We start from the raw sequence: 23,466 nt of genomic DNA, 5'->3' as shown, positions 1-23,466 counted from the left end.
CGCCGATCGCAGCGCGCGTCACCCGGCGCGAAGGAAACGTGCACGTGTTCGAACGGATTGCCAAGAAGGGGCCACGCGCTGATGGAGAGAATCAGTGCGTGAGGGATGCGCGGACGACAGGAGCAATGGCGAGGTCGCCACGTCGAACGACGCCTCGCGGCAAACGGTGAGCAAGTGGCAAGTCGGTTTCTCCGGCATCGGCTGCGGGGTTGAGCGGTGCGCCACGGTCCGGGGACAATCGCTCGATGGCTGAAGCAGAAGCACGTGGCAGGCGGAGAGCGTCGACCACCTGGAAAGCGCGTATCGAGGACTCGGGCCGAGGTTCTGCCAGAAGCCGAACGAGATCGGGGCGAAGCTTGGGCTCAGGGCGCAACGCGGTCGCCAACGCGGTGGATTGCTACGGTCGGTTTCCTCGGCCAGGCAAAGGCCTGCCGATTCACCTCCCGAGGCGAGCTCGCTGCCCCATCTCGCAGAGCAGCCTGAGATTCGCTGCTCCTGCTAAATCTCCTTCGCCCGTCCCACCTTCGGATCCTCCGATTCGAGCACCGAAAGCGCGAGCGGATCCGATTTCCCGAGATCCTCCAAAAGCTGCACGAGCCCCCGGCGCGAACCGTAGTAGTTCGACGCTTCGTGGTCGGCCTCGGTGATACATCCGCGGACGACCGACCTCGAGATGGGCGGGAATCGCAGGGCTTCGAGCGCCATGGACCAGAGGCCGTCGACGAAGTTCTGGTCGGCGGGGAACTCGAGCAGGCCCGCGAGCGTGAGCAGGATGGCGCCGCGCTTGCCCGCGAGCGTGTGCATGGGCGGGCCATCGAGCAGGCCCGTGTCGAAGGCGCGCCACATGGCGTCGGCCGCGCATAGCAGGCGCTTCAATTCTTTGCCCGCGTGGCTCAGGTGGGCGTGCATCATCACGTCCGCCTGCATACCCGCCGGCTCGTCCGTCCCACGTACGTACCGACAAACGGCCGGCAAGGCCCCGAGCCGCTCGCCGGGCAAACCCCCGGGCACGTCGGCCGGCGGCTCGCCCCGATCGTAGAAGCCGCCCGCGTGGAAGATGTAGAAGAGCTCGCTTTGTCCCGGCAAACCCGCCCAGAGATCCGAGTATTGCGTGACGCGGTTCATGCTGCCCGCGGCCCAGCCGAGCCCCGTGGCCGCCTCGCCGCCGATCTGCGAGGGCGCGACGCCGGGATCCCGCGGCGTGAGCGAGGCGCGCAGGTCCTCGGCGAGATCCGCGATCGTGAGGTCGAGGAAGCCGTCGTAGAGGTCAGCGCGGCCGTCGCGGTTGACGTCCTGGAAGCGCGCGACGACGAGGGGATTGCCAGGCCCGACGAACTGCGAGAAGCCGGGGAAGTGGGCCTGCGCGTGGTGCCATTGCACGCGCCGCATGCGGGCCTCGATCTCGGCGTGCGTCTCCTTCTCGCACATGCCGCGCAAGAGCTCGACGAAGCAATCGACGCCCTCGGAGGCGTTCATCTTGCCGTCGGGTCCGCCGTTACGAAAATACGTGCTGTCCCAGGACGAGTAGATGTCGGCGTCGGGGAAGGCGCGCGCGATGGCGAAACGGGTTGTCAGTCCAGCACATTGCGCGTTCATCATGATCTTGTAGCCGGCCTGGCGGACCGTGGCCGTGGCGGCGCGCATGTCGTAGGCGCCGAGCTGGGCGTGGCGGTTGATGAAGACGCCGACGAAGGCCGGGTCGGCCATCTCGAGGTTCTCGTCGTCGGGCCGCGCGGCGCGGGCATAGAGCCAGACGGGATCGCCGCTCGGGGTGCGGAACGGGGCTTCGAGGACGCGATACGTCCCGTATTTCGGCGGCGTCGGCGAGCCCTCGGGCGCTGGGATTTCGCGAAAATCGTAGCGGTCGATGAAGATGTCGACCTCGCCCTCGTGGAAATCGCGGGCCGAGCACATGGCGAAACGCCAAGGTCCGGCGAGGTCGTCGTAGGGCGGCGCCTCGCGCACGAGGCTCCGGACGAGGCTCCGCGCGAGCTCCCGGTCCGCGGCCGAGAGCGCCGGCGCGCGCATCGAGAGGAGCTGAATCGCGTGCGCCCGGAGCGCCGGCACGGCCGAAGGCCCCGTCTCGCCGGCGACGAGCGCGAACATCAGGGCCGCGGCCTGATCGGCCGCCGCACGGAACTCGGGATCCCGGAGCGCCGTGGCCACGAGGTGCGAGAGCACGGTGAGCGTGGCCGATCGGACCTGCGCGGCCGCGAGCAGCGCATTTCGCGCATATTCGGTGTTCGCCCCGGCGGCGGCGAACGCGCTCCGGGCCTGGGCGAGGAGCCCCGCGGCCTGCGGGGCGGTGAGCCGCTCGGGGCGCAAGGGTTCGTCGGGGCGAAACGCGCTCGGCGGGAAGAGGCGCTCGAAGGTGGTGGTGCGACGGGACGAGATCCAGCGCGCGGCGCGGACGAGCGCGGGGCCCGCGTCGAGGCCACGCGGCGGCGGCCCCGGCTCGGTGGCGAACGATCCGTCGGGCAGGAGCCATAACGACGGCGCGCCCTCGCGCCCGGCCGTCAAATCGAGGGCCGCGGCCGCTTCGGGGGCGGAGGCAAGCCCGACCTGCTTCGGCGGGACGACGGCGACGTCGGCGATCCTGCGCAGCACGGGGGTTCGTCCGGGGAAGACGACGCGCACGCTCTTCTTCCGGCTGGCCTGGAGCATCTGGATCGTCGCCTCCGAGGCGGGGGGCGCGAGGCTCACGGCATAATCACGGTCCCCTTCGAGCAGCACGTGCACGCCGGGCGTGCGAAGCGCGTCCTTCCAGCGCTCGGCGGCGTCCTTTCCCGCGCCGGCGAGGAGGACCGGCACGTCGACGTTTCCACCCGAAGTCGCACGAAAACGGAGGAAAATGAGGTCGGGCATGGGATTCGCTCCAGGCAGAAGCGTCCTCCGATTCAGCGGGGGCGATCAACGGAAAACCGCGTGTCCTGCGGAGCGTGACTTGCGATAGGATCACGCGCATGACGGATCACGATGGCGACGGAACTGCCGGGGAGCGGAAGCCCTCGCAAGCTCGAGGGCGGCCGAGGCGCTGTGCGAGGCGGAAGGCGCGGAAGAGCGTCTCGAAGAGATTCGCACGGCCATTGGGGAGCTCGAGGGACAGCTCGATTCGGCGCCTACGGGAGGGAGCTCGGACGGGAATGGATGGTGGTGGACGACGTCCCCCGAGGATCCGCCGGACGTCCCCGCGCCGCTGCCGTCCTTACCAGTCGACCTCGACCAGGAGGGACTCCTGCACATCGAATTGCGTCTCCCCCTCGGTCGATTCAATGGCCCACGGCTGGGCCGTATCGATGCGGGCAATCCCTCCGCGCCGCGTGAGGACCTCGCAAGCGACGATGCCCGGTTGCGGGTACTCGCTTTGCTCGTCCAAGGGCGCCAGGGTGACGACCGGCACTTTCTCGAGGAACGACCAGCGGCGGCCGTGCGCGTCGATCAAGTGGCACTCGACCCAGCCGGGCTGCGCGTCATCGGCGAATCGCACGATCTGGACCTGGACGCCGAGCACGGTCACCAATCCCGCGGCGCGATCGCCTCTTCGATGTCGAACTCGTACCCATAGGCGTCGAGGATGAAGCCGATGTCCTCCGCGATGGCCTCACGCGCGACGGTCTCGATCTCACTCTCCGCTTCGTAAAACTCCTCCTGGAGCTCGTTGAATGCCTCGGTCGTCGTGTGCGTGAGCGCGTAGACCGCGCTTCCTTTGGGCGCATCTTTCTCGATACGCTCCGCCAGCGCCGCGAGCAGCCGCTGCCCCTTCTCGACGAGGTGCTTCGGGTAGTAGTCGTCCTCGATCATCGACGCGAGGAATTTTCGCTGCTTCACGGTTTCGTTCTCGATGGTCATTTTGCGCGCGGCAGCATGCCACCCCTCGGCCATCGGCACAAGCCGACGCATGCTTGATGCGATGCGCGCGCCGTCCTATGCTCGGGCGATGGGCGCGACCATCTACATCGGCAAGAATCTCCGTCTGGAGCCGCCGGGCGATGACGGCGGGAATCTGGGATTGGTCGGAGCCGACCTGGATTCCGAGAACATGTCCTGGAGCTCAATCAGCAAGCTCCAGGAGCTCGCCGAGCAGCAGCTCGGGATTCCACCCGAAACCTGGCCATTTTACGAGGACGTGGAGCTCGAAGAGAATCTCCCGATGGAGGACGTGCTCGCCAAGTGCAGCGAGTTACGTGCAGTCCTCGGCCGGTACACGCTCGATGAGCTGCCGTATAACTACTGGTTGCAAAGACTGGCGCGAGCGCTGCGGGAAGGATTCGATTTTTGCGCGAAGGCTTGGTGACTTGCGCGGCGTTCGTTGATTGATTGTAGCATGGGAGGATTCCGACTCTGCCTCTGGGCAAAGCACAGCCAAACCACTCGGTGGGCCACTCTCGGTATCAGCCGATCCGACAACTTGGGCTCGACATCATGCTCCCTCGGAGCGTGCATCATCCTCATATTCCGACAAGATACTGTCGTTGACGTGCCCGAGATGCGGTAGCTTCGCGAGCTCATCAACGCTATCATAGGAAAGGAAGGTGCAGCGTTCCTGGAGCGGCTTGCCTTCGATGAGGGAGAAGACCGGACGGCGAATTTCATCAAAAACCTTGCGACGGCGGTCTTCTGGACCGACAATATGGAGCCGAATGTCCATATTTGGCTGCAGGGCGAGCAGATCAGCCATGCGAAGGATCCCCGAATAGATCGCCGTCGTATGCTCGACCTCGAACGCGCGCGCCATTGAGCGCCCCTTCAACCAGATCACGTCGATGTTCTCGATCGTTTTGAGCGTCGTGTTATCGTAGTTGAGCGGGAGTTGCTGCAGGAGGCTTGGCTCCACGGCAGGCTGCTCGCGCAGGACGCTGGCGCGATCGCTCGTCGGAATCCACACCCGGAAACCCATGGTAGCGCCGATCTTTGCAAGAAGCGCCTGCACCCTTACTGATTCGCGCGCGAGTTTTGGCGAATTCGACGACAAATCGACTGCATCTTCGGGCACGCTCACCGTGACTTCACCGCCCTCACGCCGGACACGGTGCTCCTCGATCAATCGGGCCTCGCTAGCATCGAGTGGGTAGTTGATCAGCTTTCCGGCCTGGGCGCGGAGCAGCGCATCAAGCAGCTTGGCGTCGGCGGCGTCGAGCGGCGCCAGGCTTGTCCGGACCGAGCCGGTCCAAAGTGTCGAGTTCGGCTCGTGGCCCCTCGTGAAAGAGAGCTTTTGCCACAACGCGCGGTCGTGGATCGGAAGGCCGTGCTGTGGCGCTAGCCACACATGCGTCTTGATGGGCAACCGTACAACAAATGGATCGTCCTTCTCCGCGAAGATAGGTGTTTGGTCTCGGTAGGCACGACCTGTGACCTCGAAGAGCCCCACCCACCTCGAGAGTCCGGTCATGTACGCAACCAAAAAATCGCCGACGCTCACCCGCTCCGCCGCTTTCTGCTGGCGGATGCGCACGGCACTCGTGTCCCGCTTGGATTCTGAGAACCGGCGATACGTTTCCGGGGAAAACAGCGTGATGAGGTGAGTCATCGAGTCTCTTCCTCGTGGTTGACGGTCGGCATGGGTTAGCGGGGCCAGGAAGTCCTCGGACGGAGAGCCCTGAGGTATCGACGATGGGCTCAGCATACTACAAACTCCTGAGCCCGACCCAACCGAGAGCGCGTCTCGAGTACCGGGCCCTCCCGAACACACGTGGTGTTCCGAACAAGAACTTTTCCTCATGACCTCGACCTCATGTGCGTCGAGGCGAAGTACTACCCACTTGCCGTTGCCTCGCCTTCACTGAGCCAGTCATCGTCCCGGCCGGATGACTACTCGTTGCAAGCTTTCGCACGAGCGCTCCGAGAAGGATTCGATTTCTGCGCGAAGGCTTGGTGGCGACCCTACGAATCCGTGTTCGAGGCCTTCGAAATCAGCCTGCCTCGTATTGTTCAACAGAAAAACACCTTCTCCCCGCGAGCAAGGTACCCGACGATACGCGCAAGCAACGCGTGCCCGGCGACCTCGGCGGGGGTCAATCTGCGCAAAGCCTCCCGGAGGTCCCCCTGCATCCGATCGACCCGATCGAGCGGCACATCGATGCCCTCGCCGTGGCCGTCGGTGAAGTCGGGCCATACCTCGACCGGTACGCCGAGCCGCGCGCTGTATTCCACGAGCTCCTGCCAGGACGAATACGAGACGACGTCCATGTCTCCGTCGATGATATCCACTTCCCAGTGCTCCCGCTGGTCGTTCCCGCGATACGGAAGCCTGCCGAACTGTCGAGCGTGGTACAACGAGCCGGGCATGGGGCAGCGAGCGTAATGGCTGGGCCCGGAGCCCTGTCAAGCACGGCAGCCGCCCCTCCTCCCCCACCCCCTCGAAATCCTGCTACCGTCCCGCCCCATGGAACCCCGCACCTTCGGCCCCCTCCGCGTCCACGCCCGCGGCGGCGACGATCACCGCGGCGGCGGCGACGGCCCCGCGATTCTCCTCTGCCACGGCTTCGGCGCGCCCGGGGAAGACCTCGTCAGCCTCTGCCGCGTCATCGACGCCGGCCGCGGCGTCCGCTGGTTCTTCCCCGAAGCCCCCCTCGAAGTCGAAGTCGGCCCCGGCATGCGCGGTCGTGCCTGGTGGGACATCGGCATGGATCGGCTGATGACGTTGCTCATGCGCGGCGACATCGACGGCGCCATGAAGCGCCTCGACGAGGTGCCCGAGGGGCTCGCGCCCGCGCGGGATGCGCTCGCGGAGACCATCGAGGTCCTCGTGAAGGATCACGGCGTGCGGCGCGATCAGCTCCTCATCGGCGGGTTTTCCCAGGGCGCCATGGTCACGACCGAGCTCGTGACCCACCTCCGCGAGCCGTTCGCCGGCCTCGCCGTGCTCTCGGGGACCCGGCTCGGCGGCGACCGCTGGCAGGCCGGGCTCGATGCGGTCGGGGAGCGGCTCTCCGCGTTCATCTCGCACGGGCGGCGTGATCCGCTCCTGCCCTTCGGGCGCGCCGAGATCCTGCGGGACATGATGACCTCGGCGAAAGCCGGCGTGACGTGGGTGCCGCACGGCGGGGCGCACGAGATCCCCCCGGTCGTCGTGAACGGCCTGGGGACGTTCGCGCAGGCCCGTCTCGGCGGGGCGTAGCGCCCGAGGGCTCCCCTTTTCCGGCTTGCCGGCGTACACTCTTCCCCATGCTTCGACGCTTCCACATCGCCGAGCCTTGCAGCGAGCGCTGGGAGTCGATGACGGGTTCGGAGGCGCGACGCCATTGCGGTTCGTGCGACAAGCAGGTCGTCGCGCTCGCCGAGCTCTCGCCCGAGGAGGCCGATCGCCTGATCGCCTCGGCCCGGCCGCATTCGCTCTGCGTGCGGGTGGAGCACGACGAGGAGGGGAACGTCCTCTTCCGCGAGCGCGAGCCGCGTCCCCCGGCCGCCCGGAGTTTGCCGCGCCTGCGCCTCGCCGTGGGTGCGTCGCTGCTCGTCGCGGCCTGCGGCAAACCCGAGCCCGCGCCGACCGCGACGAACGACGTCTCGAAGCCCGAGGCCGCCGAGGCCCAGGCGCCAAAGGTGCCGGTCGAGGCGCAAGCGCCGCCCGAAGTCGAAGCGCAGCCGAAGACAGCACCGGACCAGCCGACCGGCCTGAAACCGCAACAGCACAAGCACGACGCGACCTCGGTCCCGGGAAAACCGAACACTCGGGTCACGACGGGCTGCGCCTGCGCGATCAACGATCCGATCTGTAGCTGCCTCTAGCTACGAAGGTTCGCGCGCTGGCACGGCGTCCGCGGGCCAGAGCCTGCGGAAGCCGAGGCCGACGATCGTGCCGTCGGCGCGCTCGACGAGCGCGCCGAACCTGCATTTCTCGACGAGCGTGCCCTCGTCCACGCGCCCCTCGTCGAGGTAGCGGATCCGCTGGCCCTCGGTCAGCGTGGCGAAGACCCGGGCGTCGGCGGCGATCGTCACGAGGTCCCGCGGGAGCGCGGCGTCGAGCGGGGCGGCCGCCGCGCGACGGGTCCGGCGCACCACGTTCTCGTCGACCCACACGTCGAGCTCGTCTCCCCGGACGAACAGGACGACGCCCATCAGGCGAACGCCGCCCGGCGTGGTGAACGTGACCGCGTCCCCGGTCCCGGGCTCGGTCGAGGCACGCCCGCCGAGGCGCTTGCGCATGGCATCGACCGTCGGCAGCGGCGGCCGAGGCGTGAGGACGGGGAGCCCGAACTTCCGGACCATCGAACCCAAACATAACGCGCCCCGCCGCCCGCCGCGATGCCTCTCGTGCACTCGCCAGGCAGCGTGGGTTGCCCTACGGTTTTCCCGCGGAGAGGGATTTATTTTTCATCGCCTCACTTTTTTTCCGGACGATCGGGTCGTTCGACACATGGAGCTCATTGAGGGGACTCTGCGTTCGGTCCCGTAAAACCCATGCTCGACACGTACGTCCTTCCCGTCTCCGCCGACGAACCCACCACGGTCGCCGAGAGCCTGGCGCTGCTGGAGCACGAACTCGACGAGGTGCCGGACGCCGTTTTTCCCGGTCTGTCAGGACAGCCACCGGAGCTCGACCCATGGGAGGTGGTCGAGATTCTGGGAGCCGACATGCGCTCCGGGAAGCTCAAAGGTTTTGCCGGGTACGTGGGGGGTTTTCCCGCGGGGCTCTGCCTCGTCGGCGCGCTCGCGGCGTTCGGGCCGAGCGCCGCCGCGACCACGGGGCGGGTGCCGACGGTGGCCTGCCTGCTCGTGGTCCCGCGCTACCGAAGGCTCGGGCTCGGGCGGGTGCTGCTCGCCGAGGCCGAGAGCGCGCTGGCGGCCGAAGGGGAGACGTTCCTGGACGCGTACCCGCCGAAGACGCGGCCCGGGAAGGAGACAGGGCCGCTCGGTACGTTTCTGCAGGCGGGGTTCGTCCGGATGGGGGAAGCGGGAGACCGGATCCTGGTGCGGAAGACGCTGGGGACGACGCGGGCGCGGAAGGTGGGGTGAAAGGCAGGGATCAGCGTCGCCGCGGCGGACGCCCCCGCGGCGGGCCGGCAGGTGGACGCGCAGGGGAACCGGCAGGCGCCGCCGACGCGGGCGCCGGGTTTTTCCCGAGCAAGTTCTCCCGGACAACCTCCGCCAGGAGCACGCTCGCCGCGATCGACACGTTCAGCGACCCGACCGTCCCCGCCCCGGCTGCCGGGATCGCCACGAGCGCGTCGCATTGCGCCTTGGCTCGCTCGGACAGACCCTCGCGCTCGTGGCCGAGCACCAGGACCACCGGCCGCTTGAACGAATACCCGAACGCGTTCGCCGCGGCGTCGCTCTCGCCGCCCACGATCGAGATCCCTCGGGCGCGGAGGCGCGCGAGGGTGTCGGGCAGGTCCGTCGTGCGGGCAAAGGCGAGCTCTTCGGCGCCGCCCTCGGCCACACGCACGGCGTCGGGCGGCAGGCCCGGGTGCGGGGCCGGCGCGCCGAGCAGCGCCGCGTCGAGGCCGAAGAACGCCGCGCTCCGCACGATGGCGCCGATGTTGTAGGGATTCCGCACGCGCTCGAGCGCGATGGCCGCGCCGCGCGTCCGGACCAGCATGTCCGCGAGCTCGTTCGTCCCGAGCCACGCCCGCGGCCGCGTGTGGAGGCTGAGGCCCTCGTGGTTCTTCGTGTGCGCGATCCGCTCGAGCTCGTCGTCGCGGAGCTCGTGGCAGGGGACGCGGCGCGCCGCCGCCCAGCGGATGAGGGTTTCGAGGTCGCGGCGCACCTCGCGGCCATAGGAGACGGCGAGGATGTCGTCGGGGCGGCGGGCGAAGACGGCGAGGCCGGCGCGCAGGCCGTGGACGACCTCGGGGGCCTGGGCGCCGGGGGCGCGCGGGTCGGGCTTCTGCTTCATGAACGAGGGCAAACCTTCCGATCAGTTCGGCGTGGGTTCCTGGCAGCCGAGGACGATGTCGAGGTCCATGACCACGCCGTTCTTCAAGCTATCACACGCCGGGCCGTAAAAGACGACCTGGTTCTTGCCCGGATCGTAGTCCCACCCGTCCGTCTTCGTGTCGTCGCGGCTCACCTCGGTCGTGTTGTCGAAGAAGACGTAGATCTCGCTCGGGTTCGGCGGGACCGTGTCGAGCGTGTACGCGCAGGAGAGCGTCTTCTTGGCGATCGTCGCGAGCGCCATGTCGAGGCTCGCCTGGTCGGACGCGTCGTAATACTGGTTCGCCCCCGCGGCCGGGACGCCGCCGGCGGCCGCGAACTCGTTCATCTGCGCCGGATCGATGCCCGCCCCGAAGCCGATCACGAACGTCGGGATGCCGCGCTGCTCGAAGAGGTTCTTGATTTCCATTTCGGTCGTCGCGTCCGCGCCGCACGTCTCCTTGCCATCCGTGATGAGCACGGCATAACTGTCGCGATCGGCGTCGTTGAACGCGGGCTCGGTCGTCGATTGCGTGACGGCGGTCTGGATGTTCGTGACGCAGGGGCCGTCCGGGAAATACTTGTCGGCCTTCACGAGCGCCGCCGTGAGAAGCTCTTGAATGGCCGCCTCGTTGTCGGGGCCGACGGGGATGGGGATCGCGTCCTGCTGGCAATTCGGGGTCACGAGGTCGGGGAAGAGCGTGAGGCCGAAGCGAATCTTGCCGGTATAATCGGTCGTCATCTTGTTGATGGCGGCGACGGCGATGTCCCACTTCGTCACGTTGCCGACGAGCGCCGTCATCGAGCAGGAGCGATCGAGCACGAGCAGCATGTTCGGCGGGATGGTCTCGACCTTCGCCTCCTGCGCGCCGCATCCGCCGCCCGGCACGCACGTCTTCGTGGCGCCGTCGCACTTCATGCCCGGCGAGCAGTCGCCGTCGGCCGCGCACGTGCCGGGATCGATACACGTGCCCACGGAGCTACACGTCTGCGGCTCGACGCAGGCCGGATTGCAGCCGAACGTGCCCGCGCCCGCGCCCGCCGAGCCCCCGCCCCCGCCGCCCATACCGCCGGTGCCCGATGCAGCGCCCGATGCGCCGCTCCCAGAAGCGCTGGATCCGGCGTCGCCACACGCCGACGCGATCACGAGGCCCATCACGCCCGCGAGGGCAGCCCAAGTCGAGGAGAAAGATCGATGCAGCATGGATCGAGATTACCCGATCGGCAACCGCGACGATAGTGGCAGCGCGGAGCCGATTTCAGGGCGTGCGGAGCGTCACGCGCACGAAGCGCGGGAAATAGAGCGAGGTATCGGCGACGAGCGTGGGGAAATCGAGGCTGTTCGAGGCATACGTGACCACGAGATCGGCGCCTTCGAGCTCGGAGTGGCCCTTGCCGGCGTAAACGATGGTGTCTTCGCGGTCGGATTCGGGGGGATGGTAGAAGGTCTCGAGGTCGGAATAGGGGCCGCGGAGGTCGCTTGCCGTGCGGAGCGCGAGATCGGAGGCGCCGAAGCCCTCGGTCTGCACGCTGATCCAGAGGTCGCGGGCGCGGTCGTGGTGCACCGTGAGCTCGGTTTGCCCGTCCTCGAAGGCGAGGCCGAGCGGCTCGGGCTTCGTGAAATCGATATGGCCCGACGCGGGCAGGGGGAAGCGCGTCAGGTGGATGTCGTGCCCGCCGGACTCGTCGGCGCCGAATGCGTAGAGGTGCCCGTCATGCGCGAGCACGCTCGCCGAGCCGACGATGACGCCATCGTCGTTCGAGGGCATTTCGAGCTCCTTCATGACCCACGCGGGCGGCGCGTCGTCGGGGTTCTCGACGACGAAGACGTCGGCATCGAACACCTCGAAGCCGAGGCCGCCGCTCGCGGCGCGGACGGCCATCATGAAGAGGAAGAGCTCGTCCCCTACCCGCTCGCCGTCGCCGGGCCAGTACCAGATGCCGTCCTTCTCGGGGAAAAAGGAAGCGGGCTCGTCCTTCGGCCCGTTCCAGAAAAACGCGATCGCGGCCTCGCTCGGGTCGTAGCCATTCTGGATGGCGATGCTGTTCCGCACGAGGCGAGATTCGCCGCGGACGTTCGCGTCGCTCGTGGCGATGAAGCTATCGCCGAAGAGCCAGAGGACGCGGCCGCCGCCGAGGTCGACGGAGTAAGCGTCGTCGGCGCCGAGCCAGCGGGGATCGGCGTGGAAGAGCGCGTCGGCCTCGGGCCAGGCGGTGGCGGTCGCCTCGATTGCCGGTGCTTCGCCGCAGCCCGCGAGGAGCGCGCCGAGGAGAGATACAGCTCCAACATGACGGCATGACGCTGACATACAGCGAACATACCATCATTGTACGGCTCATGCTGTATCCGTATCCGCTGTGCGCGAAATCGGTTTTCGACCGAGACGATTTCCGCGACACCAAATAGCAGTATCGTGACCGTTCGTGCTGTTGTGCCCGCCTGGCGCTGCTGGTAGCATCATTCGAATGGACCTTATCGATTCCTCCATGCCGAGCTGGGTGGTCGGTCGTCATGTGGTCCGGTTGGAGCGGCCGGACCTCGTTTCCGTTGCCTTCCGCGGCGCGACGAGCGCCGCAGAAGCCGAACAGATCCGGGATGTCTACATCGCGATCGGAAAGCAAGTCGGGAAATTCGACATCCTGTTCGACGCGAGCGACCTCGTATTTCTGGAGGCCGGCGCGCGTGCAGCCTGGACGCGCGGAGGAAAGGTCTATCCGTTACGTCACGTCGTCTGCTTCGGCGCCAGCTTCCCGACACGTACCGTGATCATGACGGTCTACCGTGCCGGGCGGCTGCTCGTGCCTTCGGTTTTCGATTTTCACATCGAGTTTGCCGCCACGGAGCAAGAAGCGCGCACGCGTCTCGCCGCGCTCGGCAGCCAGGCGGGGTACGCCTGCGCGTCCGCGTGAGCGTTCGCGCGTGGTTGTGCCCGCGCTCGGTCGCTGGTAGCATACACGGCCGAGTGGATCCTTTCGATTCCCCCAAGCCGACCTGGGAAGTGAGCCGCAACGAAATCCGGCTGGAACGGCCGGATCTCGTCTTCATCGCCTTCCGCGGGAGCACGACGACCGCCGACACCGTGCGGATGAAGGAGATCTACGACACGATCGGCGAGAAGGTCGGCCGCTTTTACGCCATCGTCGACGCGACGCAGATCGAATCGCTGGAGCCCGGCGCGCGCGCGGTCTGGCTGGAGCGCGACAAGCCCTACCCCATCCGGCACATCGTCGCCTATGGCGGGAGCTTCTCGATACGCATGGTCGTGATGACCATGTATCGCGCGGCCCGGATCCTCTCCCCATCACGCGTACCATTTCCCATGGAATTCGCTACCGGCGAGCAGGAAGCCCGCGCCCGCATCGACCAGATCCGCCGCGCAGCACGCCATAGCGTGCACCCCAGGTGAAACGCGCCGCTATCCCGAGGAGGGCGTGAATTCGAGCGTCTCGACGACGACGCGGCCGGGCGCGCGCAGGTCCATCGCGGTGACGGGCTGTTTCTGGGAGACGAGATCGCTGATCTGGCGCGCGATGGGGTCGGCTTCGAGGGCGCGATCCGAGAAGACGACGAAGATCTTCACCTTGCCCTCGCGCGGCGGGATCCGAAAGACGTTGCCGACGATGGGCTCGCCGGCCGGGCAATCGGGCGAGAGCTTGTCCTCGAGCATCGTGAGGTGGCGGATGGGGCCGCCCTCGGCGATGGTGAAGACGAGGCAATAAGGGGGCTGCCCCGCGGCCGGCACGAGCTCGATCTGGGCCGGGCCTTTCTGGACGAGCGTCACGCGCTGCGAGGTCGATGGCGGCACGGATTTCTCGCAACCGGCGAGGGCGAGAAGCGAGGCCAGGGCGAGGATGGATCCCCTCATGTGCGAGGGTCTACCCCGCCCCGGTCGCGGACGCAAAGATCAGAAAGTGACGACGGTGCGGATCGACTTGCCCGAGTGCATGAGATCGAACGACTCGTTGATCTTGTCGATCGGCAAGACGTACGTGATCAGGTCGTCGATGTTGATCTTCTTGTCCATGTACCAGTCGACGATCTTCGGCACGTCCGTGCGCCCGCGGGCGCCGCCGAAGGCGCTGCCCTTCCACACGCGGCCCGTGACGAGCTGGAACGGGCGCGTCGCGATCTCCTGGCCCGCCGCGGCGACGCCGATGATGATGCTCTCGCCCCAGCCCTTGTGGCAACACTCGAGCGCCTGGCGCATGACCCTCACGTCGCCGACGCATTCGAAGGAGTAATCGGCGCCGCCGTCCGTGAGGTTCACGAGATACGGCACGAGGTCGCCCTGCACCTCGTTCGGGTTGACGAAATGAGTCATTCCGAACTTCTCGCCCATCTCCTTGCGCGCCGGGTTCAGGTCGACGCCGACGATCATGTTCGCGCCGGCCATCTTCGCGCCCTGGATGACGTTCAGGCCAATGCCGCCGAGGCCGAAGACCACGACGTTGTCACCGGGCTGGACCTTCGCCGTGTAAATGACCGCCCCGAGGCCCGTCGTGACGCCGCAACCGATGTAACAGACCTTGTCGAACGGCGCGTCCTCGCGGATCTTCGCGACGGAGATCTCGGGCAATACGGTGTAATTCGCGAACGTGGACGTGCCCATGTAATGGTACACGGTCTCATTGCCGATCTTGAATCGGCTCGTGCCGTCCGGCATGACGCCTTTGCCCTGCGTGGCGCGGATGGCCTGGCAGAGGTTCGTCTTGCGCGAGAGGCAGAATTTGCACTGGCGGCATTCGGGCGTGTAGAGCGGGATGACGTGATCGCCCTTCTTGACGCTCTTCACGCCGGGGCCGACGTCGACGACGACGCCCGCGCCCTCGTGCCCCAGGATCGAGGGGAAGATGCCCTCGGAGTCCTTGCCCGAGAGCGTGTAATCGTCGGTGTGGCAAACACCGGTCGCCTTGATCTCGACGAGGACCTCCCCTTCCTTGGGGCCCTCCAGATCAACTTCCTCGATGCTCAGCGGCGCGTTGGGTTTATGCGCGACCGCGGCTTTGATCTTCATGGTGTCGTCCTCCGGCCTCGAACAGCGCGGGCTTTCCCGGCGCCCGCGCGCGCATCGTAGCGACGAGGCCTTTCGCCGTCACACGAAAAATCGTCGCGAAGAACCCTTCTCACGCGCTCGTGTCGTCGTCTTGCGAAGCACTTTCGGCCACGCCCCACGCACGTGCGAGCTCCACGGTGCGCGCGTTCTCCGGTACCGCTTCGAGGAACCACGCGCGCCAGAGCGGATCACGGATCTTCGAGGCCCGGTCGTCGAGGCGCTCGTACGCCGAGACGATCGCCTCGCGCGCCTCGGCCTCGAGCCCGAGCGACGCGAGCGCCTCCGCCCGCACGAGGCGCACGAGCGATTCGCCCTCCTCGATGCCGCCGAGGGATTCGAGCAAGCGCATGGCTTCGTCCGCGGGACCGAGCGCCGCGCGCGCGTCGCCGCGGAAGAGCGCGATCTGCCCGAGGACGGCGAGCGCATGCGCGCGGACGGGCGGGTGCACGGCGAGGAGGTCGATCGCGGCGCGGACCTCGGCCTCGGCCGCCGCGAGGTCCCGGCCAGCGAGGCGGATCATGCCGAGGTAGAGGCGCGCATACCCCTCGACGCGGCGGTCGCCCTGGCGCGTGGAGGTGGTGAGCGCCTCGCGCGCAAAGGCGTGGGCCTCGGTGAGCTGGCCCTGGCGCGCGAGGGCGAGCGCGAGGTTGAGCTTCGCGTGCGCGACGAGCGCGCCGAGGCCGAGGCGCTCGGCCTGCGCGAGCGCATCCCGCAAGGAGGCCTCGGCCCGCGCGTAATCGCCGAGCTCGTTCGTCGCGGAGCCGACGTTGGCCCGCTGGACGCAGGCGTTCCGGAGATCGCCGACGGCCTCGAAGCGGACGGCGGCGGCCTCGAACTCGCGCACGCTCGTGCCTGCGTCGCCCGCGAAGAGCGCGCGGAAGGCGCGGGCGCGGTGCACGGACGCGGCGACCTCGGGGTCGACGGCGACGACGCGGCGGTCGAGGGTGTCGAGGGCTCGGAACATGGCCTCGGCGTGGTCGTGGTGGCCGGCCATGAGGAGCTGGAGCGCCGCGCGCGCGACGGCGATGACGTGCGGGCCGCCGGACTCGCCCTCGGCGCCGAGCGCGGAGAGCGCCTCGAAGATGGCCCCGAGCGCGGCGTCGTCGCCGAGGTTGCCCGCCGCGAGCACGACCTCGCCCGCGGCGCTGTACCAGAGGGGGCTGCCGACCGGGAAGAGGCCGAGCGCGTCGCTGCCGGCTTCGAGGGCGGCCCGATGCTCGCCCTTCCACTTGCGAGCCTGCGATTCGAAGAGCCGGAGCGCGCCGCGGACCTCGCCCGCCGAGGCGGCCGCGATGCCGCGCGCGACCCACGCGAGGACGGCGTCGAAGTCGCTGGCCTCGAAGGCGGCCTCGGCCGCGAGGCCCGCCCACGGGACGGCGCGATCGGGCGCGCCGGCGAGGCTGAAATGCTCGGCGAGGACGGCCGGCTCGGTGTCGCCCGCGCGCTCGAGCCACGCGCCGACCGCGAGGTGCAGCCGCGCGCGCTCCCCGTCGTCGAGCGAGGCATACGCGACCTCGCGGACGATCACGTGCCGGAAGACGTGCTCCTCGCCCCACGGGATACGACCGCCGCGACGCACGACGAGCTCGGCCGCGACGAGCTCGGCGAGGGCTTTGCGCTCGGCTTGCCACGGCTCGGTGCCTGTGCGCGCGGAGGCGCCGCCGGGTAGGACCGAGAGCAGGGCGCCGGGCCAGAAGCGCGCGCCGAAGACGCTCGCGGCGCGGAGGAGGCGCTGCGCGAGAGGCGAGAGCGAGTCGATGGCGCGGCGGACGAGCTCGGGCGTCGGGCCGGAGGGAACGTCTTCTGCCGCTCGCACCGCACGCGTGAGAAGCTCCAGGCGATACGGACTGCCGAGCCCACGCTGCACGATCCGCGTGATGAGCGCGGGCTCGGCGGCCTCGCCGAGGCCATGGCGGACGATGGCCTGTGCCGCATCGGAGAGCAGGGCCGGAAGGGGCAAGGCGCGCGCGCGGCCGGCCGCGAAGGACGGGGGCGCGTCCGTGACGAGCAGGAAGAGCGGGCGCGAGGCGAGGCTCGACAGCGCGCCTTCGAAGAGGCCGATGCTCGCCGCGTCGGCGCGGGCGAGGTCTTCGAGCACGACGAGCACGGGCCGCGCGTCGCACTCGGCGGCGAGCCAGTCCTCGAACGCGCGGCGGAGGTGATCGCCCATGAGCCGCGCGTCCTGCCGCGCCGCGCGGAGCGGGACGCTCGTGTCGTCCGGGAAAGGCACGTCCGTGAGCTCGCCGAGGAACTCGACGACGCGGCCCGCCGACGCAGGCGAGAGGTGCCGCGCCAGGCGTTCGAGGAGTTTGTCGCGCCTCGCGGAGAGCGAGTCCGCGCGGGAGAGGCCAGCGGCATTGCGAACGAGGTCGGCCGCGAGGGCGAAGGCGGCGCCCTGAGCGAGCGGCGCGGCCTCGGCGGTGAAGACGGAGACGGGGCGGACGATGCCCTCGGCGTCGAGCAGGCCGCCGCGCTGATCGAGGGCGCGGACGACCTCGGCGACGAGGCGGGACTTGCCGACCCCCGGTTCGCCGGTGACGAGGAGCGCCGAGGGTTTGCCCGTGGAGACGACCGCACCGAACGCCCGCAAGACCTCGTCGATCTCGCGCTCGCGGCCGACACACGGCGAAGGCCGGCCGAGGAGCGTGTGGGGGACGAGCGTGGTGTCGTCCTCGGAGCCGGCGAGCGCGAGGGAGGCGCCGGGGAGCACCTGCGTTTGCGGGGCGCCTGGGGAGGCGCTCTGGCGATACCAGGCGTCGAGGGGCAAGGTGGACGCGCCGTCGCCGAGCCGCTTGGCCGCGTCCAAGGTGGGCACGTCGTCGGGGAGCCCGACGCCGGTGACCTCGAAGAGATCCTCGATCGGCGTGGCCGCGCCGAGGCGATGGAAGGGCACGCCGCCCTGGACCCAGGCCGTCTCCGCGTCGTCGAGCATGGCGATCTCGACGGCGACGGCCGCGCCGTCGGCAGGCCTGTGCGCGGGCTCGTGCGAGAGCATGCGGGCGATGATCTCGTCGAGCGCGGCGGGCGTGTCGGGGCGAAGGTCGGCGGGGCGCGGGGGCTCGGGCGCGAGCATCTTGGAGAGGAGCACCATGAGGTGCTCGGCCTCGAAGGCGGGTCGCCCCACGAGGCACTCGTAGAGGACGCACCCGAGGGCAAAGACGTCGGCGCGAGGATCGACGGTGCGCGCGCCGAGGGCCTGCTCGGGGGCCATGTAGCCCGGTGTCCCGAGGAGGATGCCCGTGCGTGTCGCAGGCCGCGTGGCCTGGGGCCGCGCGATGCCGAAGTCGAGGATTTTCACGCGGCCGATGTCGCGGTCCGGGAGGAAGAGGTTGCTCGGCTTGATGTCGCGATGCACGACGCCACGCGCATGCGCGGCGCCAAGGGCCTCGGCGACACGCACGCCGAGGGTGAGGGTCTCGGCGATGGAGAGGGGCCCGCGCCTCAAGCGCTGCGCGAGGTCCTCACCCTCGAGCCACTCCATCGCGAGGAAGAGCTCGCCGGAGGGCGCGGCGCCATGCGCGACGTACCGGACGATGCCAGGGTGATCGAGCCCGGCGAGGACGTAGCTCTCCCGCGCGAAGTGGCCAGCGAACGGAGCCCCCGCGGCGTGCAGGACCTTGAGCGCGACACGCGCGCCGGTCGCGCGATCGATCGCGCGATACACCTCGGCCATGCCGCCCGCGCTGGCGAGCCGCTCGATGGCGAAACGGCCGCCGAAGAGCTCGGCCGGGGTCACGGGCGGCAGCCTAACGCCTGGATGTGGGGCGCGTAAAGCCAGGCTCACCCCCATGGGTCTCATCTGGGTGCCGCTGCGCTGGGGCTTTGCCCCAGGCCCCACCGGGGCTATCCGCCCCTGGACCCGGACCAGCGCAAGCGCTGGACCCGGGGTCGATGAACTGCGCGATGCGCAGTTCATCGAACAGGCCCGAGGCAAGACCAGCGACGACCCTGCCAGCCAAAACAGCCGCGCTGCCATTTCGATCGGCAACGCTGCCCCTGGTCTTGCACCGGCCGTTGGAAGAACCGCGCATCGCGCGGTTCTTCCAACCCGAGTCCAGGGCTTGCCCTGGTTCGGGTCGAGGGGCGAACAGCCCCCGCGGGGTCCGGGGCAGCGCCCCGGCGCGGCGGCTCACTCCGGCGGCGGGCCCGGCGGCGGCGGTGGGAACGGGCCGTGGGGCCTTCGCTTGCGCTTCTCGGCGAACTCCTGGAAGCGCACGCGCTGGGAGGCGTCGAGGATCTCGACGATCCGATCGTCGGTGCTCTTGTGCAGCGCTTCGAGTCCGTCGCGACAAGGCTTCATCGTGCGCTCGAGCTCGCCGTCGGTATCGCGGAAGATCGATTCGACCCGGACCACCTGATCGGCCGTGAGGTCGAGGTGCCGGCGCATGGACTCGACACGCAGGTGCGTGCGCACCTCGCCCGGCGGGCCGCCGAAGCGAGAGCGGAGGTCCTGGAGCATGTAGGCGCGCATCGCGCCCGCGCCGGCGACGCCGCCGAGCACGAACACGCCCGCGAGCACGAAGGCGGGGAGCAGGCGGGATTTCATTCGTATACCTCGATGGAGGCCACCGACTCGAGGACGGCCGAGTCGTAGCCTGTCTCCGCCGTTCGCGACAGCCAGAGTCCGAGGACCGCCGCCGCCGCGGCGCCGATCAGGGCGAACCGGCCGAACCGGACGACGCCGGACGACCACGGAGGTTCGGCCGGACGCGCGCCGCTCGCCGCGCCTACGCCTACCTTGGCCATCACGGACGACACGAAATCCTCGCTCGGAGCGAGATCCGAGGTCTCACGGGCGATCCGCGCGAGCCGATCGTCCGGAGGCTCGATCGCGAGGAGTACGGCCTCGGTGAGCTCGTCGGTCGGGCGCAGATCCTCGGTGGCGTGGGCGAGCGCTGCGAGATGCGAAAGCGGATCTTGTTCACGCGTGGCCATCGGACACCTCCCCCGCCTCGGTCTTCGTGCGCAGCGCGGCCCTCGCTCGCACGAGGCGCTGCTCGAGCGCCCCCTCGCTGCATCCGAGCGCCTCGGCGGCCTCCTTCGCCGAGAGCCCCTCCACGGTCACGAGCACGAGGGCCGCGCGATCTTGTGGCTGGAGGGCCTTGAGCATCGCGTCGAGCTCGTTCAAGGCGACGCGCGCCTCGGCGCGCACGAGGCCGTCGAAGCGGGGCTCGCCCGTCTCCTCGGCGGGACGCTCGCGGCGCTTGCGAAGGAGGTCGACGCACGCGTTCGTCACGATACGGTAGAGCCAGGTCTCTATCTTGGCGCGGCCATCGTAGCGACCTTCCGAGAGGGCGCGGAAGGCGCTGGCGTAGGCGTCCTGGAGCGCGTCCTCGGCGTCGGCGAGGTTGCCGACGAGGCGCGCCGCGAGCCGATAGAGCGGCACGCGCGTGTGGTCGACGATCGGCCGGAAGGCCGCCACGTCTCCACCGGCCACACGCGCTGCGACGAGCCTCAGATCGACGGACATGCGCGCCGGACTCTACCGCGAGGGCGGCGCCTGCGTCTCGCCGTGTTCGCGCCCGCCGTGCTTGCCGCGGAAATGCGGCGGCATCTGGGGGCCTTCCTCGATCCGCTGCGCGAGCGTGCTCCGCTGCTCGGCGTCGAGCACCGGCACGATCGCGGAGAGCGCCTTCACGAGGTGATCACCACCCATCGGCCGCATCTCCTTCGGGGGCAGGAGCGCCTCGGCGTCGAATTTTTCGCTCCGGAACGAGTCGAACGCTGCCTTCATCCGGGCGCGCATCTCCTCGTGCTTCTTCGCCCACGCCTCCCGATCCATCCCCTCGGGCTTCTCGGCCTTCTCGGGCCGCGCGGCCTCGAGCGCCGTCTTGATCTGCTCGCGTTGCTCGTCGCGGAGCTCGAGCCCGTGCAGGAAGAAGCCCATCGGCCCGTGCTCGCCGCGGGGACCACGCATCGCGCCCTCGGGGCCACGCGGACCACGCTCGCCTTCCTCGGGGCCACGCGGGCCACGCATCGCGCCCTCGGGGCCACGGGGACCACGCATCGCGCCCTCGGGACCACGCGGCCCGCGCTCGCCGTCCTCGGGGCCGTGGCGCCGCGCGTGCTTCATGCCTTCCGGCCCGTGCTTCGCCATCCGCTCCTCGACGTGCGTCACGAGCTCGGCGCGCTGGGCCGGGGTGAGCGTCGCGTGCAGCGTGGTGAGCGCCTTCGCGACGGCCGCGCGCCGCTCGCTCGCGATCTTCTCGCCGTCGCCGAGCTTCGCCTTCACGGCGGCCTCGTCGATCTTGCCGGCGCGCACGCCGTCGGCGAGCGCCTTGTGGAACGCCTTCCGATCCGCTTCGTGCGTGTCGCCGAGCGTCGAGAGCGCGCCCTCGATGGTCTTGCGCTGGGCGTCCGTCAGGTCGAGCTCGTGGAGCGCCGTCACGAGCAGCTCGCCGCCGCCGTGGTGACGACCGAACTTGCCACCGCGCTCGTGCGGAGCCGCCTGGGTTTCCTGCGAGGCTTCCGAGGCCGAGGCGACCTCTTCGTCCGGGCTCGCCGACGCACAACCGCCCATGGCGAGGGCAAGAGCGAAGGTAAGGGGCGCGAAGAACTTCTGGGTACGGGTGAACATGATGGTCTCTCCTCGGCCTCGCTCTCGATACATCAGCGAGGTCTCGATCCAACTGACGGGGCGAGCCGGCCGATCCCTACGCGAGGGCGATGTTTTTCTCTCCCGCGGCAAGGGCGGGGTTTCGTTCCGCAACGGCGGGGTCATGTTCCGCAACGGCGGGGGCGTGTTCCGCAACGGCGGGGGCGTGTTCCGCAACGGCGGGGTCGTGTTCCGCAACGGCGGAGTCGTGTTCCGCAACAGCGGAGCCATGTTCCGCAAGGGCGGGGTCATGTTCCGCAACGGCGGGGGCGTGTTCCGCAACGGCGGGGGCGTGTTCCGCAACGGCGGGGGCGTGTTCCGCAACGGCGGGGTCGTGTTCCGCAACGGCGGGGGCGTGTTCCGCAAGGACACGATGCCTCGCGCCAAGGGCGGGGTCGTGTTCCGCAAGGACACAGCCGCTCTCGCCAAGGACAATGGCGCCTTTCGTTCCGGCTATAGTCTTTGCCGCGATGCCTGCGCGTGCCCTCGTGCGACCGATGCGCTCCCAGATCGTCGGCCCGATCCTGTCGCGTCTCCGGGGTCTCGGCGTCGATCCGTCCCCCCTCGTCGAGGCCTTCGGCCTGCCGCCCGGCGCCGAAACCGAGCCCGACGTCGTCCTGCCGCTCGCAAAGCTCTACGCGTTCCTCGACGAGGCCGCCCGCGTCGCGAGCGATCCGTTCCTCGGCGTGCACCTCGCCGCGCAGCTAGAACGCGGCACCTACGACCTGCTCGAGTTCAGTTGCCTGAGCGCGCCGACCGTGCGCGAGGCCCTGGTCCGCGTCGCTCGTTACACGGCGCTGCTCAACGATCTGGTCGTGGCGACCTTCGAGGAGCGCGGCGGCGTGGGGCTCCTCCAGCAGCGGATTCCCGGCGCGCCGTTGTGCCTCGGGCGGCACGCGAACGAGTGTTTCGTGGTCCTCGTGCTCCTACGCACCCGCGCGCTCTCGGGTGTCTCCGTCGTTCCGGAGCGCGCTTGGTTCGGTCACCCCGCGCCGCGCGATACCTCGGCGCTCGCCGAGGCGCTCGGGACGCCTCGATTGGAGTTCGACGCAGGCGCGACGGGGCTCGCGCTCCCCGGCGACGCGCTCGTTCTCCCGCTCGCGACGTCGGATCCGCGGCTTTTGTCGGTCCTCGATCGTCACGCCGAGCGCTCCCGCGTGGCGCGCGAGCGACCGCACGACTTTTTCGGGGAGGTGCGACAGCGGGTGTTCGAGAAGTTGCGTGACGGAGCGCCCGATCTCGAGGTCGTGGCGCGCGCGCTCTCCATGAGCCCGCGCACGCTCCAGCGACGCTTGACGGAGGAGGGCACGACGTTCCAGGAGCTCGTCGACGGGCTGCGGCGCGAGATGGCCGGCGCCTACGTGCGCGATACGGAGATGCCGCTCGCGGAGATCGCGGTGGTCCTGGGGTACCGCGAGACGGGCGCGTTCCTGCGCGCATTCAAGCGCTGGTACGGCGTCGCGGCGAGCCAGATGCGCGGGGCGCGGGCTCGCTCTGGCGCGCCCTGATCTCATTTCTGGCGCGCGCGGATCTCGCGTGAATCGGAGGGGCAATGGGAGGATCGCCCCGTCACCCCCTTCACGAGGAGCCTTCATGCAGAGCCGCGTTGCGATCTTCCTTTTCACCGTCGCGAGCCTCGCCGGCGGCGTCGGATGCGACGCCGAGTCGCCCACGACGAGCGGGAGTTCCAGCAGTGGGACGGGCGGACCGGGCGGGATGGGTCCCGGCGGCGCCGGAGGCACGGGCGGCATCGGAGGGATGGGTCCCGGCGGTGCCGGGGGCACGGGTGGCGAGGGCGGTGCAGGCGGCGCGGGTGGCTCCGGCGGACTCGGCGGCGAGGGGGGCGCGGGCGGCAGCGGTGGCAGCGGCGGCGCAGGCGGCGAGGGCGGCTCCGGTGGAATGGGCGGCGCAGGCGGCATGGGCGGTGCTGGTGGCGCAGGCGGGATGGCTGGCGCGGGCGGCATGGGC

General features: G+C 69.3%; 24 protein-coding genes and 1 pseudogene. 9 read left to right on the top strand and 16 right to left on the bottom strand.

Annotated features, from left to right (window positions below; all coding sequences use genetic code 11):
• The first annotated feature begins 94 nt into the window (after positions 1–94).
• On the top strand, positions 95–253 hold the full coding sequence (locus QHF83_RS03055) for a hypothetical protein (RefSeq protein WP_282416234.1): 159 nt from the start codon (positions 95–97) through the stop codon (positions 251–253).
• A 245-nt stretch (positions 254–498) separates the two neighbouring features.
• On the opposite strand, the gene QHF83_RS03050 is transcribed toward QHF83_RS03055, so the two are convergent.
• The 3 genes from QHF83_RS03050 to QHF83_RS03040 all read right to left on the bottom strand — a co-directional run bounded on the left by QHF83_RS03050 (position 499) and on the right by QHF83_RS03040 (position 3,828).
• A complete protein-coding gene (locus QHF83_RS03050; RefSeq protein WP_282416233.1) occupies positions 499–2,865 on the bottom strand; it encodes a hypothetical protein in 2,367 nt (788 codons plus the stop codon).
• Between the two features lie 340 nt (positions 2,866–3,205).
• Positions 3,206–3,511, bottom strand: a complete 306-nt coding sequence (locus QHF83_RS03045) for a hypothetical protein (RefSeq protein ID WP_282416232.1) — start codon at positions 3,509–3,511, stop codon at positions 3,206–3,208.
• 2 nt (positions 3,512–3,513) lie between these two features.
• Complete coding sequence (locus tag QHF83_RS03040) at positions 3,514–3,828, bottom strand: DUF5713 family protein (RefSeq protein WP_282416231.1); 315 nt, start codon at positions 3,826–3,828, stop codon at positions 3,514–3,516.
• 13 nt (positions 3,829–3,841) lie between these two features.
• Between QHF83_RS03040 and QHF83_RS03035 the strand changes: the two genes are divergently transcribed.
• Positions 3,842–4,294, top strand: coding sequence for a hypothetical protein (locus QHF83_RS03035; protein WP_282416230.1), 453 nt, complete (start codon positions 3,842–3,844; stop codon positions 4,292–4,294).
• Positions 4,295–4,420: 126 nt separating this feature from the next.
• Here the strand turns inward: QHF83_RS03035 and QHF83_RS03030 are convergent, their stop codons facing one another.
• On the bottom strand, positions 4,421–5,527 hold the full coding sequence (locus QHF83_RS03030; protein WP_282416229.1) for an EVE domain-containing protein: 1,107 nt from the start codon (positions 5,525–5,527) through the stop codon (positions 4,421–4,423).
• A 401-nt stretch (positions 5,528–5,928) separates the two neighbouring features.
• On the bottom strand, positions 5,929–6,285 hold the full coding sequence (locus tag QHF83_RS03025) for a hypothetical protein (RefSeq protein ID WP_282416228.1): 357 nt from the start codon (positions 6,283–6,285) through the stop codon (positions 5,929–5,931).
• A gap of 97 nt (positions 6,286–6,382) precedes the next feature.
• Between QHF83_RS03025 and QHF83_RS03020 the strand changes: the two genes are divergently transcribed.
• Together QHF83_RS03020 and QHF83_RS03015 are read left to right on the top strand one after the other, a co-directional pair.
• On the top strand, positions 6,383–7,117 hold the full coding sequence (locus QHF83_RS03020) for a hypothetical protein (RefSeq protein ID WP_282416227.1): 735 nt from the start codon (positions 6,383–6,385) through the stop codon (positions 7,115–7,117).
• A gap of 47 nt (positions 7,118–7,164) precedes the next feature.
• Positions 7,165–7,725, top strand: coding sequence for a hypothetical protein (locus QHF83_RS03015; RefSeq protein ID WP_282416226.1), 561 nt, complete (start codon positions 7,165–7,167; stop codon positions 7,723–7,725).
• On the opposite strand, the gene QHF83_RS03010 is transcribed toward QHF83_RS03015, so the two are convergent.
• Complete coding sequence (locus QHF83_RS03010; RefSeq protein WP_282416225.1) at positions 7,726–8,205, bottom strand: hypothetical protein; 480 nt, start codon at positions 8,203–8,205, stop codon at positions 7,726–7,728. It lies immediately after the preceding gene.
• A 192-nt stretch (positions 8,206–8,397) separates the two neighbouring features.
• Here QHF83_RS03010 and QHF83_RS03005 point away from each other — a divergent pair, with 192 nt between their 5' ends.
• On the top strand, positions 8,398–8,952 hold the full coding sequence (locus tag QHF83_RS03005) for a GNAT family N-acetyltransferase (RefSeq protein WP_282416224.1): 555 nt from the start codon (positions 8,398–8,400) through the stop codon (positions 8,950–8,952).
• A gap of 10 nt (positions 8,953–8,962) precedes the next feature.
• Here the strand turns inward: QHF83_RS03005 and QHF83_RS03000 are convergent, their stop codons facing one another.
• Genes QHF83_RS03000 through QHF83_RS02990 form a run of 3 tightly spaced genes read right to left on the bottom strand, consistent with a single transcriptional unit; the run spans position 8,963 to position 12,158 of the window.
• A complete protein-coding gene (locus QHF83_RS03000; RefSeq protein WP_282416223.1) occupies positions 8,963–9,832 on the bottom strand; it encodes an RNA methyltransferase in 870 nt (289 codons plus the stop codon).
• 21 nt (positions 9,833–9,853) lie between these two features.
• Positions 9,854–11,053, bottom strand: coding sequence for a VWA domain-containing protein (locus QHF83_RS02995; protein WP_282416222.1), 1,200 nt, complete (start codon positions 11,051–11,053; stop codon positions 9,854–9,856).
• A gap of 55 nt (positions 11,054–11,108) precedes the next feature.
• A complete protein-coding gene (locus QHF83_RS02990) occupies positions 11,109–12,158 on the bottom strand; it encodes a hypothetical protein (protein ID WP_282416221.1) in 1,050 nt (349 codons plus the stop codon).
• A 115-nt stretch (positions 12,159–12,273) separates the two neighbouring features.
• On the opposite strand from QHF83_RS02990, the gene QHF83_RS02985 reads away from it, so the two are divergent.
• Positions 12,274–12,759 (top strand): hypothetical protein, encoded by a 486-nt coding sequence (locus tag QHF83_RS02985; protein WP_282416220.1) that lies wholly within the window; start codon positions 12,274–12,276, stop codon positions 12,757–12,759.
• 53 nt (positions 12,760–12,812) lie between these two features.
• On the top strand, positions 12,813–13,256 hold the full coding sequence (locus QHF83_RS02980; protein ID WP_282416219.1) for a hypothetical protein: 444 nt from the start codon (positions 12,813–12,815) through the stop codon (positions 13,254–13,256).
• A gap of 9 nt (positions 13,257–13,265) precedes the next feature.
• On the opposite strand, the gene QHF83_RS02975 is transcribed toward QHF83_RS02980, so the two are convergent.
• The 7 genes from QHF83_RS02975 to QHF83_RS02945 form a co-directional block, all read right to left on the bottom strand.
• Positions 13,266–13,715 (bottom strand): hypothetical protein, encoded by a 450-nt coding sequence (locus tag QHF83_RS02975; RefSeq protein ID WP_282416218.1) that lies wholly within the window; start codon positions 13,713–13,715, stop codon positions 13,266–13,268.
• A gap of 39 nt (positions 13,716–13,754) precedes the next feature.
• Positions 13,755–14,864, bottom strand: a complete 1,110-nt coding sequence (locus QHF83_RS02970) for an S-(hydroxymethyl)glutathione dehydrogenase/class III alcohol dehydrogenase (RefSeq protein ID WP_282416217.1) — start codon at positions 14,862–14,864, stop codon at positions 13,755–13,757.
• A 109-nt stretch (positions 14,865–14,973) separates the two neighbouring features.
• The gene (locus QHF83_RS02965) at positions 14,974–18,639 is read right to left on the bottom strand and encodes a serine/threonine-protein kinase (RefSeq protein WP_282416216.1); all 3,666 of its coding nucleotides are present in this window, start codon (positions 18,637–18,639) and stop codon (positions 14,974–14,976) included.
• A 393-nt stretch (positions 18,640–19,032) separates the two neighbouring features.
• On the bottom strand, positions 19,033–19,449 hold the full coding sequence (locus QHF83_RS02960; protein WP_282416215.1) for a hypothetical protein: 417 nt from the start codon (positions 19,447–19,449) through the stop codon (positions 19,033–19,035).
• Positions 19,446–19,838, bottom strand: coding sequence for a hypothetical protein (locus tag QHF83_RS02955; protein ID WP_282416214.1), 393 nt, complete (start codon positions 19,836–19,838; stop codon positions 19,446–19,448). Before QHF83_RS02955 ends, QHF83_RS02960 begins: the two co-directional genes overlap by 4 nt.
• Positions 19,825–20,373 (bottom strand): RNA polymerase sigma factor, encoded by a 549-nt coding sequence (locus tag QHF83_RS02950; RefSeq protein WP_282416213.1) that lies wholly within the window; start codon positions 20,371–20,373, stop codon positions 19,825–19,827. Before QHF83_RS02950 ends, QHF83_RS02955 begins: the two co-directional genes overlap by 14 nt.
• 12 nt (positions 20,374–20,385) lie before the next feature.
• The gene (locus tag QHF83_RS02945; protein WP_282416212.1) at positions 20,386–21,480 is read right to left on the bottom strand and encodes a Spy/CpxP family protein refolding chaperone; all 1,095 of its coding nucleotides are present in this window, start codon (positions 21,478–21,480) and stop codon (positions 20,386–20,388) included.
• A 488-nt stretch (positions 21,481–21,968) separates the two neighbouring features.
• Between QHF83_RS02945 and QHF83_RS02940 the strand changes: the two genes are divergently transcribed.
• A complete protein-coding gene (locus tag QHF83_RS02940) occupies positions 21,969–23,006 on the top strand; it encodes an AraC family transcriptional regulator (RefSeq protein WP_282416211.1) in 1,038 nt (345 codons plus the stop codon).
• Positions 23,007–23,091: 85 nt separating this feature from the next.
• A pseudogene (locus QHF83_RS02935) lies at positions 23,092–23,466 on the top strand (hypothetical protein); the annotation flags it as partial.

The organism is Polyangium sp. 15x6 (genome assembly GCF_029960785.1).
In the GTDB taxonomy this organism is placed as follows: Bacteria; Myxococcota_A; Polyangia; order Polyangiales; family Polyangiaceae; genus Polyangium.
The sequence above is the reverse complement of the archived record's forward strand: the minus strand, read 5'-3'. Positions and strand labels throughout refer to the sequence as shown.